Annotated in this window: 12 protein-coding genes; 5 read left to right on the forward strand and 7 right to left on the reverse strand. The window is 50.4% G+C overall.

Features of this window, described 5'->3' with window-relative positions; genetic code table 11:
* Window positions 1-2: 2 nt before the first annotated feature.
* The 3 genes from JKP81_RS11680 to JKP81_RS11690 form a co-directional block, all read right to left on the reverse strand.
* Window positions 3-893, reverse strand: coding sequence for a phosphate acyltransferase (locus JKP81_RS11680; RefSeq protein ID WP_200551861.1), 891 nt, complete (start codon window positions 891-893; stop codon window positions 3-5).
* Between the two features lie 72 nt (window positions 894-965).
* Window positions 966-1,703 (reverse strand): acetoacetyl-CoA reductase, encoded by a 738-nt coding sequence (gene phbB, locus JKP81_RS11685; RefSeq protein ID WP_200551986.1) that lies wholly within the window; start codon window positions 1,701-1,703, stop codon window positions 966-968.
* A gap of 40 nt (window positions 1,704-1,743) precedes the next feature.
* Entirely contained in the window at window positions 1,744-2,931 is a 1,188-nt protein-coding gene (locus tag JKP81_RS11690) for an acetyl-CoA C-acetyltransferase (protein WP_200551862.1), read from the reverse strand.
* Window positions 2,932-3,455: 524 nt separating this feature from the next.
* On the opposite strand from JKP81_RS11690, the gene JKP81_RS11695 reads away from it, so the two are divergent.
* Together JKP81_RS11695 and fabV are read left to right on the forward strand one after the other, a co-directional pair.
* Window positions 3,456-3,896: a MaoC family dehydratase gene (locus JKP81_RS11695; protein ID WP_200551863.1), complete on the forward strand. Its 441-nt coding sequence runs from the start codon at window positions 3,456-3,458 to the stop codon at window positions 3,894-3,896.
* A complete protein-coding gene (gene fabV, locus JKP81_RS11700; RefSeq protein WP_200551864.1) occupies window positions 3,896-5,089 on the forward strand; it encodes an enoyl-ACP reductase FabV in 1,194 nt (397 codons plus the stop codon). Before JKP81_RS11695 ends, fabV begins: the two co-directional genes overlap by 1 nt.
* A gap of 81 nt (window positions 5,090-5,170) precedes the next feature.
* Here the strand turns inward: fabV and umuC are convergent, their stop codons facing one another.
* Together umuC and umuD are read right to left on the reverse strand one after the other, a co-directional pair.
* Window positions 5,171-6,433 (reverse strand): translesion error-prone DNA polymerase V subunit UmuC, encoded by a 1,263-nt coding sequence (umuC, locus tag JKP81_RS11705; protein ID WP_200551865.1) that lies wholly within the window; start codon window positions 6,431-6,433, stop codon window positions 5,171-5,173.
* A complete protein-coding gene (gene umuD / locus JKP81_RS11710) occupies window positions 6,417-6,851 on the reverse strand; it encodes a translesion error-prone DNA polymerase V autoproteolytic subunit (RefSeq protein ID WP_200551866.1) in 435 nt (144 codons plus the stop codon). Before umuD ends, umuC begins: the two co-directional genes overlap by 17 nt.
* A gap of 362 nt (window positions 6,852-7,213) precedes the next feature.
* Between umuD and JKP81_RS11715 the strand changes: the two genes are divergently transcribed.
* Window positions 7,214-10,096: an RHS repeat protein gene (locus tag JKP81_RS11715; protein ID WP_200551867.1), complete on the forward strand. Its 2,883-nt coding sequence runs from the start codon at window positions 7,214-7,216 to the stop codon at window positions 10,094-10,096.
* 189 nt (window positions 10,097-10,285) lie between these two features.
* Here JKP81_RS11715 and JKP81_RS11720 read toward each other — a convergent pair whose 3' ends face one another.
* Window positions 10,286-11,857, reverse strand: a complete 1,572-nt coding sequence (locus JKP81_RS11720; RefSeq protein WP_200551868.1) for a methyl-accepting chemotaxis protein — start codon at window positions 11,855-11,857, stop codon at window positions 10,286-10,288.
* A 579-nt stretch (window positions 11,858-12,436) separates the two neighbouring features.
* Window positions 12,437-13,225 carry a MipA/OmpV family protein gene (locus tag JKP81_RS11725; protein WP_200551987.1) on the reverse strand — a complete coding sequence of 263 codons (789 nt, stop codon included), beginning with the start codon at window positions 13,223-13,225 and terminating at the stop codon, window positions 12,437-12,439.
* Window positions 13,226-13,348: 123 nt separating this feature from the next.
* On the opposite strand from JKP81_RS11725, the gene JKP81_RS11730 reads away from it, so the two are divergent.
* A complete protein-coding gene (locus JKP81_RS11730; protein ID WP_200551869.1) occupies window positions 13,349-14,044 on the forward strand; it encodes a response regulator in 696 nt (231 codons plus the stop codon).
* Window positions 14,041-15,237, forward strand: a complete 1,197-nt coding sequence (locus JKP81_RS11735; RefSeq protein ID WP_200551870.1) for a cell wall metabolism sensor histidine kinase WalK — start codon at window positions 14,041-14,043, stop codon at window positions 15,235-15,237. Before JKP81_RS11730 ends, JKP81_RS11735 begins: the two co-directional genes overlap by 4 nt.
* The last annotated feature ends 45 nt before the right edge of the window (window positions 15,238-15,282 follow it).

A 15,282-nucleotide genomic window follows, 5' to 3' on the forward strand; every position in this document is an offset into this window, starting at 1 on the left:
AGTCAGTCCTTGCATTGAGATATCGCACAAGCAATAGCAAAATATTTTGTTTTAGCGCTGTCCGATCGCGAGGTAAATACCACTGGTTTTGACGTTCCCGTTAGCGTACTTGCGCTCAATGCTCCGCCAAGTTGCATCACCGTTTTATAAAAGACATTGGCGCTGTTGATATCCGGAAGGACGGCCAGGTCAATATCGCCGCCAACCTGGGAATGCAACCCTTTATGTCGGCAGGAGTCTTTATTAAACGCCAGATCGATGGACAGCGGACCTTCAACAAGACAGTTATCATAAGTGATGCCACTCAGCGCCGCGGCATCCACGGTAGCGGTGATTGCTGGCGTAATATGCTCCACGGCGGCAATTAGCGCGACTTTGGGCACTGCGATACCAACCTGATGCAGGACATTAACCGACTGGGCAATCATCGTGGCTTTATCTCGCTGATCAGGTGCAATAGTGATGCCAGCGTCGGTGATCGCAAACAGCTTGTGATAATGCGGGCTTTCGATAAAGGCTAATTGCGTGACAAGCCGTGATGCCGCAATGCCAGTTTCTTTATTTAAAATCGCTCGCAGATAAATGGCGCTATCGACCAGTCCTTTCATTAAAATATGCGCTTGTCCGGATTTGACGACTCGCACCGCCTCTTTGCAGGCTTCAGCTTTATCTGGAATATCCACTATTTCCATATTACTGATATCAAATTTAAGGTCTTCGGCGAGCGAGGTTATTTTATCCCGGCAACCAATCAGAATGGCCTCTGCCAGCCCATCATTTCTGATCCATTTAATGGCTTCGAGTGCATGAGAATCTTCTGCCGCGGCAATGGCAACTATTTTCGGCTTTTTCCTGCGCGCGAGCTCAACAAACGAACTTAATTTTTCAAGCATGATAAAAAATCCTGAGTCCCCAATATTGCCTCACCAGATGTATCGCCGGTGAGGCCCGGAAATGGCATATCCTTAATACATATGCTGACCGCCATTGATGGCGATATTGGAACCGGTAATAAACCCGGCCTTATCACTGGCCAGATACATGGCCAGTTCGGCGATTTCATCGGCTTCGCCGAGGCGACCAACGGGAATCTGCGCCACAATAGCTTCCAGCACATCGGTGGGGATGGCCTGCATCATTTCGGTGTTGATGTAGCCTGGAGAAATGGTATTAACGGTAATATTTTTACGCGCTACCTCCTGTGCCAGCGCTTTCGTGAAACCATGCACACCCGCTTTGGCGGCCGAATAATTAGTCTGACCAAACTGTCCTTTCTGACCATTTATCGACGATATATTAATGATGCGTCCGCGCTGGTTTGCCAGCATGTTATCCAGAACGGGTTTGGTCATATTGAACATGCTGTTCAGGTTGACCTGAATAACCGCATCCCATTGCGATTTATCCATTTTTTTAAAGGTTGCATCGCGGGTAATACCCGCGTTATTCACCAGAACATCAATATGACCATATTGCTTCAGCAGCGTGCTGACCGCGTCCTGACACTGCGCGTAATCGCTGACGTCACAACGAATAGCATCGGCTTTGGCAAACCCTACTTCTCGCTGGATTTCAATCCACTCTTTCAGGCGATCCGCATCTGTATCAACCGCGATAACCTGGTAATGCTCGAGCAGAAAGCGAAGGCTGATTTTTCCACCAATTCCGCGGATCCCACCGGTCACAAGCGCAACTTTACCCATCATTATTTCCTCACGTTAAATAACATTCTTCATAGTGGCGTTATTCCATTTCGACGGTGACGGCGATGCCCATACCACCACCAATGCACAGCGTTGCCAGACCTTTTTTGCTTTTTCTGCGCTGCATTTCATGGAGCAAAGAGACGAAAATTCGCGTGCCTGAAGCACCGATAGGGTGGCCGAGCGCAATCGCGCCGCCATTGACATTCACTCTGGAAAGATCCCAGCCCATTTCCCGGTTGACGGCGATGGCCTGAGCGGCAAAGGCTTCATTGGCTTCGATAAGATCCAACTCATCAACCTGCCAGTTCGACCTGGCCAGCGCATGACGAGACGCTGTGATGGGGCCGGTTCCCATTATTTCTGGCAAGACGCCTGAAGTACCGAACGCCACGATTCTGGCCAGCGGAGAGATCCCCAACTCACGCGCTTTTTTCGCCGTTGCCAGCATAACCATTGCCGCCCCATCGTTAACGCCAGAGGCATTGCCGGCGGTGACAGTGCCGTCGGTTTTAAACGCTGGTCGGAGTTTGGCTAAGCCTTCCCGTGATGTTTGCGGACGGGGGAATTCATCGGTATCAAACAGGACGGGCTCTTTACGAGGCCGGGTGATATCAACCGGAACAATTTCACTGGCAAAATGATGCGTTTCTAACGCGATCGCCGCTTTGTGCTGTGACGCAAGGGCGAAAGCATCCTGTTCTTCACGTGTGATCGCATATTTTTCGGCCACATTCTCAGCGGTGATCCCCATGTGATAATCATGAAAAGCATCCCACAGGCCATCCTTAACCATGCTGTCCTGCATTGGCCAGTTACCCATTTTCATACCGCTACGTGAATGGGGTAAAACATGTGGCGACTGGCTCATACTTTCTTGCCCTCCGGCAATAATTAATTCGGCATCACCACATTTCAGCGCTTGCCATGCCAGTTGCAGCGCTTTTAACCCCGAACCACACACTTTATTAATTGTCAGCGCCGGAACATCGGTTGGAATGCCTGCCTGAATTAATGTCTGGCGCGCCGGATTTTGTCCACTTCCCGCGGTAAGAACCTGACCGATAATAACTTCATCGATCTCTTTTGCTGCAATTCTCGTTTTTTCCAGAAGCGCTTTAATTACCGTGGCGCCTAATTGAGGTGCGCTAATTTCTGACAAAGATCCATTAAGTACGCCGATGGCAGTTCTTGCACAATCAAGAACGACAATATCCGTGTCCTTCATTTGTATTACCTTTTGATGTAAATGATTCAACTATTAATGCGCAGAGATCTTTCTGCAGTATTGATATGCGTCAATACTTAAAAGTTGTTAAAGGTGGTTTTAGAATAAAGGCACTTCTTATTTTTTCGTAATTAGTCTTATTTGTTAAATTTGTCTGTTTGTTTTTTATTCCTCATTGCTCCGGTGATAATGATCTTTTTCTTAGCTTTTAATAAGGATTGCGTGTAGATCTTTCTTGATGATGTTGGAGTTATCTTGTTGATAAAGAAAAATTTTCCCTGCTGGTTTCCATGAGGTTGGCTCCGCGTTGCGATTTTGTCTTAAGTAAAAAAGCTAATTTAAGAATTCATTTACAAATGCGCTGCATCTGAAAAGAGAAATATAATTCCGTTCTTATAGCTAATGAGATCTCTATGGGGGTTGACGGGATTGGGAAAACCAGGTGTATATGGATGCAATTAGTTGTTTCTCTAAATGCTTCCGTTAAACGCTATTCAAAATATATTTAAAAGGACGTGTGCTTTATGGTTAATACAATCCACAATTTGCATATTGGTCAGTGTGCGGAGTTTAAAAAAACATTGACGGATAACGACGTCGCAGATTTTGCATTGGCATCAGGCGATACCAATCCTGTTCATCTGGATGAGAGTGCAGGGCGGGAAAGTATATTCGGGCAACGCGTGGTGCATGGTATTTTGGTAAGTGGACTTATCTCTGCGGTCATTGCTAATAAATTACCCGGTAACGGTTCTATTTATCTCGGACAAGACCTCAAGTTTATTAAACCAACATTTATTGGCGATACGATTACGGCGACGGCGGAAGTTATCGCGATTAATTGCGAAAAAAACCGGGTGCGGCTCAAAACCACGTGCACCAATCAGCATGGGGATCAGGTTATTGTCGGTGAAGCCGTCGTTTTGCCGCCACAGGAAAAAGCGCTGGCTGAGGAGGCGAACTGATGGAACTCATTATTCAAGGTAATGTGGCTAAAAACTGCCATCCTGAAGGTTTACGTCAGGGCATTGATAAACAAATTAATTATGTCGAATCGCATGGGGAAATTTATGGCCCGCGAAAGGTGTTGGTGATTGGTGCCTCCTCCGGATATGGGCTGGCCTCACGCATCGCGGTGGCCTTTGGGGGCGGTGCCGATACGATTGGCGTTTCATTTGAAAAAAGTCCGGGTGAAAAAGGTATGGGCAGCGCCGGATGGTATAACAATATTTTTTTTCGTCGCCGGGCACATGAGAAAGGGCTTATCGCGAAAAATTTTATCGCGGATGCTTTTTCCGATACGACCCGCAACGACGTGATTGCGTACATCAAGCAGGAGTTTGGCGGCAGCATTGATCTACTTGTCTATTCGGTTGCCTCTGGCGTGCGTATTTGCCCGGATGGCACGCGCTATACCTCAACGCTTGGCGTGCGCGGGCAAGCTTTTTCCGGCCCGTGTTTTGACCTGGAAACCCGCAAGATGGTGAACCAGACGCTGGAACCGGTGACCGAACAACAACTGGCCGATACGGTAAAAGTCATGGGCGGGGAAGACTGGCAACGCTGGATTGATATGTTATCGGCTGCCGGTGTGTTGGCCGAGGGGTTCAAAACGGTGGCGTACTCTTATACTGGCCCGAAATCAACGTGGCCGCTTTATAAAGAGGGCGCGTTAGGCGCGGCGAAAGCCCATCTGCACGCGACAGCCGATCATCTTGACGCACAACTCCAGCGCATTAATGGACATGCCTACGCGGTGGTCTGCAAAGCGCTGGTGACCAAAGCCAGCGCGTTTATCCCTATGTTTCCGTTATATATTACCTTGCTGTACAAAGTAATGAAGCAGAAGCGGTTGCATGAAACCTGCATTGAGCAGATGCACAGACTGATGTTGAACCACCTTTACCCGCCAATGGGCAACGTCATCACGGATGACGAGCGACGGATCCGCCTTGATGATTTCGAGCTGCGCCCGGATGTTCAGCAAGCCGTAGAGTTACTAAGAAAACGGGTCACTACCGAGAACTTTAAAACCGTTGGCGACTTCGCCGGGTATCTCTCCGAATTTTACGCGCTAAATGGCTTCTCAATGCCGGATGTGGATTACTCCTCTGAGCTGGATCTGCGCCAACTGGTAAAAGAGTACAGCCACGCATAAGCATGCCTGATATGACAATGCGCCCGTCCGTCGGCGCATTTGTTGATGAAAATCGCGGTCGTCATAGCTTCTGTACGGTCTTTATTTCACAACGGGCAGGTCGGAATAACGTGTGGTATAGGCGGGGGAAAGCATCTCGCGTTTCATCGACCAGTTTTTTTCAATTCCCTGTCCTGCAAACCAGACGCTTCCTTTCCCCGAGTTATTTAAACGATCAATGGTTTCCATCAGCAGCGCACTGTTCGCGTAGGGGCGGTTTTCATCAAATAGATTAAGTTGAGCAACGCCGCTGCTGAAAAAATCTGAAAGCATCACACCTGCCTTCATATAGCGATGCCCCTCCCGCCATATCTGATCCAGCGAACTTGTCGCCGCACGGATAATGTCGCGCGTATCATTGGTCGGCGTCATCAACGTCACGGATGCCTGGTTTCCGTAGTAAATACGATTATCCGTATGCGGGCTGGTACGAATAAAAATGCTGATGAATCGGCAGAATTGATGTTCAGCGCGTAACTTCTCCGCCGCGCGTTCAGCATAGGCGCATATTGCCTGATGCATATCTGAATACTGCGTGATTCGCTTGCCAAAAGAGCGGCTACAAATAATTTGCTGCTTAGTCGGGATAAATTCATCAAACGCCAGGCATGATTCGCCGCGCAGTTCCCGCACTGTACGTTCCAGCACAACATTGAAGTGTTTACGGATAACCCAGGTTGAGCTGTCGGCAAGTTGCAACGCGTTTTCAATGCCCATTAACGCCAGCTTTTTACTGATACGACGTCCCACGCCCCAGACCTCCTGTATCGGCACACGAAACAGGAGCTTGCGTTGCCTCTCTCGGGAGGAAATATCTACAACGCCGCCGTAGCTGACCCACCTTTTGGCAGCATAATTGGCCACCTTGGCGAGGGTTTTCGTTGGTGCAATGCCAACGCCGGTTGTCAGCCCGGTATTTTTCAGGATCTGATTACGAATTTGGTGACCGAATGCCTCAAGTGAAATACAGTTTGATACGCCAGACAGATCGATAAAAGCTTCATCAATCGAATAAAGCTCGACGGCGGGGGTGATTTCAGACAGCGTCGACATAACCCGATTGCTGAGGTCGGCATACAGAGCATAATTTGAGCTAAACACCGTCACGCGTTGACGATGAAGCTCATCTTTGATCTTGAAATAAGGCGCAGCCATGTCTATGCCGAGTTTTTTTGCCTCACGCGATCGCGAGATAATGCACCCATCGTTGTTGGACACGACAACGACAGGTTTCCCCTGGAGATCCGGGCGAAACAGCGTCTCGCAGGAGGCGTAGAAGTTATTCACATCAACAAGCGCGAACATGTCGGTTTGATTTCAACGTAAATGTCACGACGCCGAAGATCTGCAACTCTTCCTCAGCCTGGAAAACAATTGGCGCATACTGAATATTATGCGGAATGAGCTGGAGAACAGGGCGAGTCCGCAACTCCTTCACCGTAAATTCCCCGGCAACCGCCGCAACAACAATGTCACCGTGCCCGGCGGTCAATGAGCGATCAACCACCAGCAAATCACCATCGCTAATCCCTGCACCGATCATCGAATCCCCGCTGACCCTGACAAAGTAAGTCGCGCTGGGGTGTTTTACGACCAGTTTGTTTAAATCAAGCCGCTCTTCGACATAATCCTGCGCCGGGCTTGGGAACCCACAGGGAACGCGTTCAGCAAAGAGCGGAAGGGGAATGAGGTGATCACTCTCGGTCGATGGGATGAACTGCATGATGATGAACTCGGTTAACTGTATTTATATACAGTATTGCTAAATTCAGCCACTGATCAAGAGGCGCAGCGGGCCACATTCAGGAAATATTTGAAGTAGCAAAGAATTTAGCTAAAAAGTCTCGCCAAAAGCGGGTAAAAATAGACTGTTCTGTTGAGAGAGAATCTCATTAAGTGATGACAGACTCTTATTTATTTTACCTGGCTCGCATTCCATTGCGTCGGGCGCACAATAACGGCAAATGATATTTAGCGGATCGGCTGTTTGTTTGCCGCCAGCCCTGAAAGTACCCACTCCAGTGCAAGTCTCCTATGATTTTCTGTGTAGCCTGACGGGCTGCACACCATTCCCAGGAGATTCCTATGAGCACATCTTTATTCAGCAAAACCCCTATGGTCACGGTGCTCGATAACCGTGGCCTGATCGTTCGTGAAGTCTCGTATCATCGCCATCCCGACTCGCCGGACACCACCAGTGAGCGCATCACCCACCGCCAGTACAGCGCTCGTGGTTTTTTACTGCAGAGCGCTGATCCGCGCCTGCACGACACTGGCCTTGCAAACTTCAGCTATCTGACTGGCCTGAGCGGAAAGGTTCTGCGTACACAGGGTGTTGATAACGGAACGTCCGTGGCGCTGAACGATGCTGCGGGTCGATCGTTTATGACCATCAGCAATATTGACACCGCTGACGATGGTACAGAAAACAGAAATCAGGCCGTGACCCGAACCTGGCAGTACGAGGACGCTTCGTTGCCGGGCCGCCCGATAAGTATCACCGAGCAGATCAACGGCGAAGCTGGCCGCATTGCAGAGCGCTTTGTCTATGCCGGTAACAGCGATGCGGAGAAGGCGCAGAATCTTGCCGGACTGGCTGTTAGCTATTACGACACCGCAGGTCTTATACAGCGCGACAGCGTTGCTCTGACAGGCGTGCTTCTCTCTGTAACTCGCCGTCTGCTGAAAGATGCGGACGACCCAAACATGGAGGTCAACTGGCAAGGTCAGGATACTTCCGCATGGAACGACGTGCTGGAGGCGGAAACCTATATCACTCTGACAACCTCCGATGCCACTGGGGCAGTTTTGTCGACCACCGACGCGGCGGGTCATCAGCAACGTATGGCGTACGATGTGGCTGGAATGATGTCCGGCAGTTGGCTGACAGTGAAAGGCGGCACAGAGCAAATTATCGTGAAATCCCTGACGTACTCCGCGGCGGGTCAGAAGTTGCGTGAGGAACACGGTAATGGCGTGGTGACGACATACCTATATGAACCGGAGACACAGCGTCTGATCGGGATAAAAACAGCGCGCCCGGAGGAACATGTTTCCGGTGCGAAAGTGTTGCAGGATCTGCGTTATGAATATGATCCAGTGGGCAACGTGCTTAGCATCAGCAACGATGCGGAAGAGACCCGTTTCTGGCGCAATCAGAAAGTCGTACCTGAAAATACCTACAGCTACGATAGCCTGTATCAGCTGATTAGCGCCACTGGACGCGAGATGGCAAATGCCGATCAGCAGGGCAGCAATTTACCGTCCTTCATTGTTCCCCTTCCGACAGACAGCTCTGCATATACTCGTTTTATCCGCACCTATTGCTATGACAATGGCGGCAATCTAACGCAGATACGCCACAGCGCACCCGCGACGAACCACAGTTACACGACCGATATTACCGTCAGCGATCGTAGTAACCGGGGAGTATTAAGCACACTGACCACTAATCCGTCTGATGTGGATGCCCTGTTCACGGCGGGTGGACAACAGAAACAGCTGCTGGCGGGGCAGCCTCTGGTCTGGACGTCGCGTAACGAGTTACAGAAAGTGAGCCCGGTGACGCGTGACGGCGGCGCAGACGATCAGGAAAGCTACCGCTATGACGGCGGCAGCCAGCGGATCCTGAAAGTCGGCATACAGAAGACCAGCGGCAGTACGCAGACGCAGCGAGTGGTTTACCTGCCGGGGCTGGAGCTGCGAAGTACCACAAACGGCGATGCAGAAGAAAGCCTGCAGGTGATTATCGTCGGCGAGGCCGGACGGGCGCAGGTGCGTGTGCTGCACTGGGAGAGCGGCAAGCCCGCAGACATCGCGAACGACCAGACACGCTACAGTTACGATAACCTGGTCGGCAGCAGCCAGCTTGAGCTGAGCGGAGAGGGCGAAATCATCAGCATGGAAGAGTACTACCCGTACGGGGGAACCGCTCTCCTGACGGCGCGCAGCCAGGCCGAAGTAACTTACAAAACCATGAGGTACTCCGGCAAAGAGCGTGAGGCGACGGGGCTGTATTACTACGGTTTCCGCTACTACCAGCCGTGGGCGGGTCGATGGCTGTCCAGCGATCGGGCAGGAACGCTTGATGGGCTGAATCTCTACAGAATGGTCAGAAATAATCCAGTGACCTTGAGTGATAAAGACGGATTAATGCCGAGGAAGACGCTGGATGACGAAGAACAAGGATCCAGTCCGTCAGCGTCCATGTCTGGCAATACGGAGATAAAAAACAGTAAAAGAAACGACAGAAGACGCAGAGTATTTAGTCCTGAAGAAATGAGCCAGGCGCTGGAAGCCCTGCGCGTGAATCCGTCTGAGAAGAGTGAACCCACACCGATCACCGCGTCTCCGGTGGAAGAGAACGCTACGGATATTTCGTCATTTTCGGCGGATGAAGCGCTGACTCAGGCAGATGACGTAACGGAAAGTAGCCTGACCGCAATGGCCAGCAATACCCGGCGTAAAAGAGGGCGTCGGGTCTTTACCGAAGAGCAAAAAAAGGAAGCAATAGAAAAAATCAAACAAAGCGATTTTAAAGAATCCGCTGAAAATGTTCAGGAGGAGCATATGGGAAGTACGGCGGCACTTCATTCCGTGTCGGAAAACAGCATCAAAGCCGTTGATGAGGCCGCCGCTATCGCGCCGAAGAAACCAGAGATGATTTTACTGGAAGGGATAGAAATGCCATTGGCCAGCGCCGAGGCAATGGCGACGAATTTTTTAAAAAACACGGTAAAAAGAAAAGCGAAACATGATAAAGGATGGAATCTTAAACTTTCGCTTGAAAATATAGGCAGAGCCGCACTGGTGGGGCATGAAAACAGTGTGAGAGATTTTATTGACTTCTCACAGAATATTGCCAAAAAAATTAATACCAATACGATTTCAGAGAGTGAATTTATTGATGAGTTAAAACTTTATATGCAGCGATATAAAGCACCAACCAGCTCGCAGTTGTTACATTAAATAGGGGAGCAGGCCAGGGGCATCGCGCCTGAATTGGGTTCTGCACGGCGTATCTGTTTTATGCCACCTGATGTAGGCATAAGTCAGAGCACCTCTTTTCTCCCTTCCACGGTTAGGCTTTCCGTGTTTTCCCCTCAGCCAGTCGCTTTTTGACTGAGGGGGAATCGGACACAAGGTTATCGAAACGGATCAAGCACCCGCCGGAACCCTGAAAACACTCACCAGATCTTTCATCACTCTGGCTTGTTCGTTGAGCATTTCAGACGCGGCAACCGACTCTTCGACCAGCGCCGCATTTTGCTGGGTAGTGGTATCAATCTGACCGATCGCAATATTGATTTGCTGTACGCCATCACTCTGTTCAAGGCTCGCTTGTTCGATCTCTTTCAGAATGCTGGAGACGTTATCCACGTTCTCGACCATTTCGTCCATTTTACCGTTCACCTGGCGCACCATTTCCAGGCCGCGCACGCTCTGCTGCGTCGAGTTTTCAATCAGCGCACGAATATCTTTCGACGAGTTCGCCGTTTTCTGCGCCAGATTGCGAACTTCCTGCGCCACTACGGCAAACCCTTTGCCATGTTCACCTGCACGCGCTGCTTCAACCGCGGCATTAAGCGCCAGGATATTGGTCTGGAAGGCGATAGAATCAATCAAATTAATGATGTCAGACATTTTGTCCGCCGAGCTGCTGATATTGTGGATTTCCTGAGTCAGCGAGGTCATTAATTTGCCGTTATCTTTCGCTGCATCGCTGGCTCTTGCAGAAAGCTGTGACGCATTTGCCGTATTATCGCCCGTATTCTTAACTGTTGATGAGATTTGCTCCATGGAGGCGGCAGTTTGCTCAATGGAACTCGCTTGTTCTTCCGTACGGGCAGACAAATCGCGCGTGCCGGCCATAATCTGCGATGCGCCAGTGGCGATATTTTCGGCGCCGCTACGGATCTCCAGAACAATTTTTTTCAGCTCCTCCTGCATGTGGCCGATTGCGCCGGTCAGTAGCCCCGTTTCGTCTTTAGAGGTGACTTTGATCTCGGTGCCCAGATCGCCTTTCGCAATTCGAATAGCCGCATCAACGGCATGTTTAATAGGATCAACAATGGCACGCGAAATAATGATTGCCATGATAATGCCGAATATAAAACAGATGAGTGTAATAATGATCATCACTATTCTGCTCAGGTTGTAATCATGCAAAAAATCAGTATATGACGTTTGCATTTCATCTCGCTGCAGGCTGATAAAATTATTGATCTTCTCTATATACTGGCTTTCATAATTACGCGTGTTGGTTGTATATTCCGTAACAGCAGCATCAGGGTTGGTCTGTATATTGCCAATCACTTTGCTACGGGACTGAATATAAAGACTGCGCGCGGCGGTGATTTTCTCTAACAGAGCCTGAGACGCATCATCATCAGCCTGCTTATTCAGCTGTTTATACAGCTCGCTTATTTGTTCAGACCTGGCGGCAAGATCTGTAATTAACTGTGCTTTTTTAGCTGCATCTTTTTCAATGATCGCATTAAGAAACAGTGTCGTTGAACCATTCACATCGCGGATTAAATTATTACCCAGCGCGGTGGTCGGGTAATCTTCAGTCACGATTTTGGATATTTTATTTTTCGCCTCATCAAGCCGGTAAATCGCATTTCCGGCAATAAAAAGTAATAACAGTAATAATATCCCGAAAGATAGCATTATCTTATTTCTGATACTTATACCCTTTGGCTTACCGATCGTTGTTGTATTTTCCATGGTCTTCCCTTAGTGAAATTTATCTGCATGCCTGGCCGCTATAGCGGTCGGCATCTACGTTTTATCGGCCATGAGAAGGTATTGATTAGTGATTGATCGTTAAAATCTTAATAAAAATGAAAAGCAATAGTTTATATCTATCAATTGTAAGGTGATCGATCGTTGATATATTGTATAATTTTGATGCAGCAATTTTTTTGAATGAAATTGATATTGTTAACGTAAATTAAAGAAATATCACTGAGGAGAGGAACTACGTAAATAAAATGTATGGCGGCAATAAACCGTAACGCACCGATCTATAGAGCAATATTTATTGCCGGAAAATAAATAATAACCTAAGTAAGTACTTCAGAAATATTGCATAAAAAATGCATCAAACCAGACAGATATCGCCACTTTTTGTATGCCGCACGGCGTTCTGTGTCCAGCGCGGCATTCATGATGGTTACTACTACAGCATTTTTACGATTAACTGCTGATATAGGTCAGATAAGCCGCCAGGTAAACGACACCACAGGCAAACCATATTTTTGCCAGAAACTGATAATCGTTTTTGTCCATCCTTTCCCGCACCTTTCAAAAAGTATACGTAATGGCAATGACCGCTGAGCCTTCGTTACGACGCAGCACAATTGGGCTGTCTGCGGCGTGATCGTTCAGCCACGTGTCATTGGCGCTCAGCAATGTTCCCCAGTGGGCATCAAATTGATGGCTCCACGTCAGGCTATTATCGATCCCATAAAATCCCTGTTCTGCGCGGTAGCGCGCATAGCCGGAACGCAGACTTTGCTTTTGGCTGACACCGTAAAACGTATTCATATATCGGCTATCGCCAAACAGCGCGGCAGACTGGAAAGCCAGCGTATCGCGGGTGGTCTGCACCGGCAGCAAGGTGAGGGACGCCTGATACTGCACGCCCTGGCTATCGGTAAGTGGCAGGGTGGCTTTGCTTTCCAGCACCAGCCAGTCCGTGGCTTGCCAGCCAACCGCCAGCGCGGTATTCATCGTGGCATCAATATTGCCCATGCCTTTTAAGTTTTCTGCACCGTCCCGCCAGCCAGAATCACGATCGGCGCGACCTAACGCATAACCCAGCGTATGTTCGAGATAAAAACCATTGTCGGTTTGCAGGTCATAACCCAGCCCTTTTTGCGAATCAAAAAAGAGCGCATTATCGCGGGCCTGAATCAGCGGAACCACCTGCACACGTTGCTTGTCTGAACCGCTGTAGCGCGGCGCATACTCGCCGCCAATGCCCACCGTCACGCCGTTTTGCACGGCGGGAGTGTCATCGGCCCTGGTCGTGGAGGCAAACAGGGCCAGCAGTGAACAGGCGCTATACAACGCGGTTTTTCTCATTATCATCATCACATCTCGCTGGTGGGATAGTATGCTGCGGCGAAGGTTCGCCATGTCCTGACAAGGAATATAGACAGGTCATATCAATAAACGGTCAGGGAATTATTAAGAAATGGTCAAGGTGAGCAAATGATATCCCGTAGAGTACTTGTGATTGAAGATGATGCCGATGCGGCCAGCGTACTGGAAGCCTATCTGCGACGTGAAAACTATGACGTTTTGCTGGCCGGAGATGGGCTGACAGGGCTGGATATGGCGCAGCGCTGGAAACCCGATCTGATCTTACTGGATATCATGTTGCCGGGCATGAATGGCACCGAGGTGCTGGCGGCGCTGCGCCGCATTAACGATGTCCCGGTGATCATGGTCACCGCCATGGGGGATACTTCCGAGCGCATAGGGGCATTGCGATACGGGGCCGATGATTATGTGGTGAAACCGTATCACCCTGGAGAAGTGGTGGCACGCGTGCAGGCGGTGCTGCGGCGCAGCAAACGAACGAACACGCAGGAAGAGGTGCTCCGCTGGCAGACGCTGGAAGTGGATACTGTCGCCATCACCGCAACGGTCAGGCAGGCTGAAAACAGTGTGCGCAGCCTGGAGCTGACGCCAACGGAGTTTTCTATTCTGATAACGCTAATGCGCCACCCGACCTTGCCGTTTTCCCGCCAGCACTTGCTGGAACACTGTTTGCCGGAGAGCGAAGCGCTGGAGCGCGTGGTCGATACGCATGTCTACAACTTGCGCAAAAAGCTGGAAAACGCGGGTGTTACAGGCGTTTTAGCGAATGTGCGCGGTATTGGCTACCGGTTCCGCCAGCCATGAAAAATCCTGCTCATCAATCGCTGTGGCGCTGGATTTGTGCGCGCATTATCGCGCTGGCTATCGGCGCTGTTATTGTCATTGCCCTGTGTATGTGGCTGCGTTATGCCGTGCAAAACTACTGGGTTTTGCATGATATGCCGTCTGCGGTGAAGGCGGAGTTCCTCGTTCTGCTGGACAATCCGCAGGCGAACCCGGATCGTTTTCATGAAATCGTCGATAAATGGTGGGGGATAAGCTATTCGAAGCCGTCCATCGCCTCGGCCGACTGGCTCATGGTTGGCGTGCTGGTACTGGTGATGATCCCCTTTATTGTGATTATGGGGCTACGTTACGCCCGGCCACTCTCTTTACAGTTCAGCCACCTGCGTGACGCAGCCGATGAAGTCACGCAAGGCGAATTTGGCCGCCAGGCAGATCTGGTGAAAGATGCGCCCGCCGAAGTGGTACGTTTTGCCAGCGATTTTAACGACATGACCCGCCAGCTGGCACGCTACGACCGGGAGCTGCGCGCATCGCACGTTGCGATGGCGCACGAGCTGCGCTCACCGCTAACCGCCGCCATTGGTCGCCTGCAAGGGATGCTCGATGGCGTCTTCGAACCCAGCCAGCAACAACTGGGGATGGTGATGAAACAGCTGCAGCACCTGAGCCGCCTTACGGATGAGCTGCATCTGCTCTCGCTGGCCGATGCTGGTCAACTGACGCTTAACCTTCAGCCGCTGTCGCTGGAAGATCTGTTAGGTGAGCGGGTCGCCTGGCTGAAACCGCAGGCTGATGCCGCAGGAATGACCATGGCGGTGACCTCCCGTTCATCTTCGTTGTTTACAGGCGATGCGTTCCGGCTGGGGCAGGTCTTTACCGTGCTGATGGAAAATGCGCTGCGTTATGGCCGGCGGGGCGGTCAGCTTGCCATCCACCTCAGTAAGCAGGGTAACGCGTGGCGGATCGATTTTGAGGATGACGGACCGGGCGTAGAAATCGATTTTCTGCCAATCATGTTCGATCGCTTTACCCGCGCGGAAACCTCCCGCGCCAGGCATTCCGGCGGCAGCGGGCTGGGGCTTTCTATCGCGCGGGCGATATGTGTTGCCCACGGCGGCAGTATCAGCGCGGCGCTGCCGGAAAAAGGCGGGTTGAGGATCAGCGTCACGCTCCCTGTGGACGGGCGCGGCGAAAAAAAATTGCACTCTTGATGAATTCTTGACGAAACGTGGAGGGATTCTCGACGCTCGCCACGT

Origin of the sequence: Kosakonia sp. LAM2021, assembly GCF_016620385.1 — a bacterium.
GTDB lineage: Bacteria > Pseudomonadota > Gammaproteobacteria > Enterobacterales > Enterobacteriaceae > Kosakonia > Kosakonia sacchari.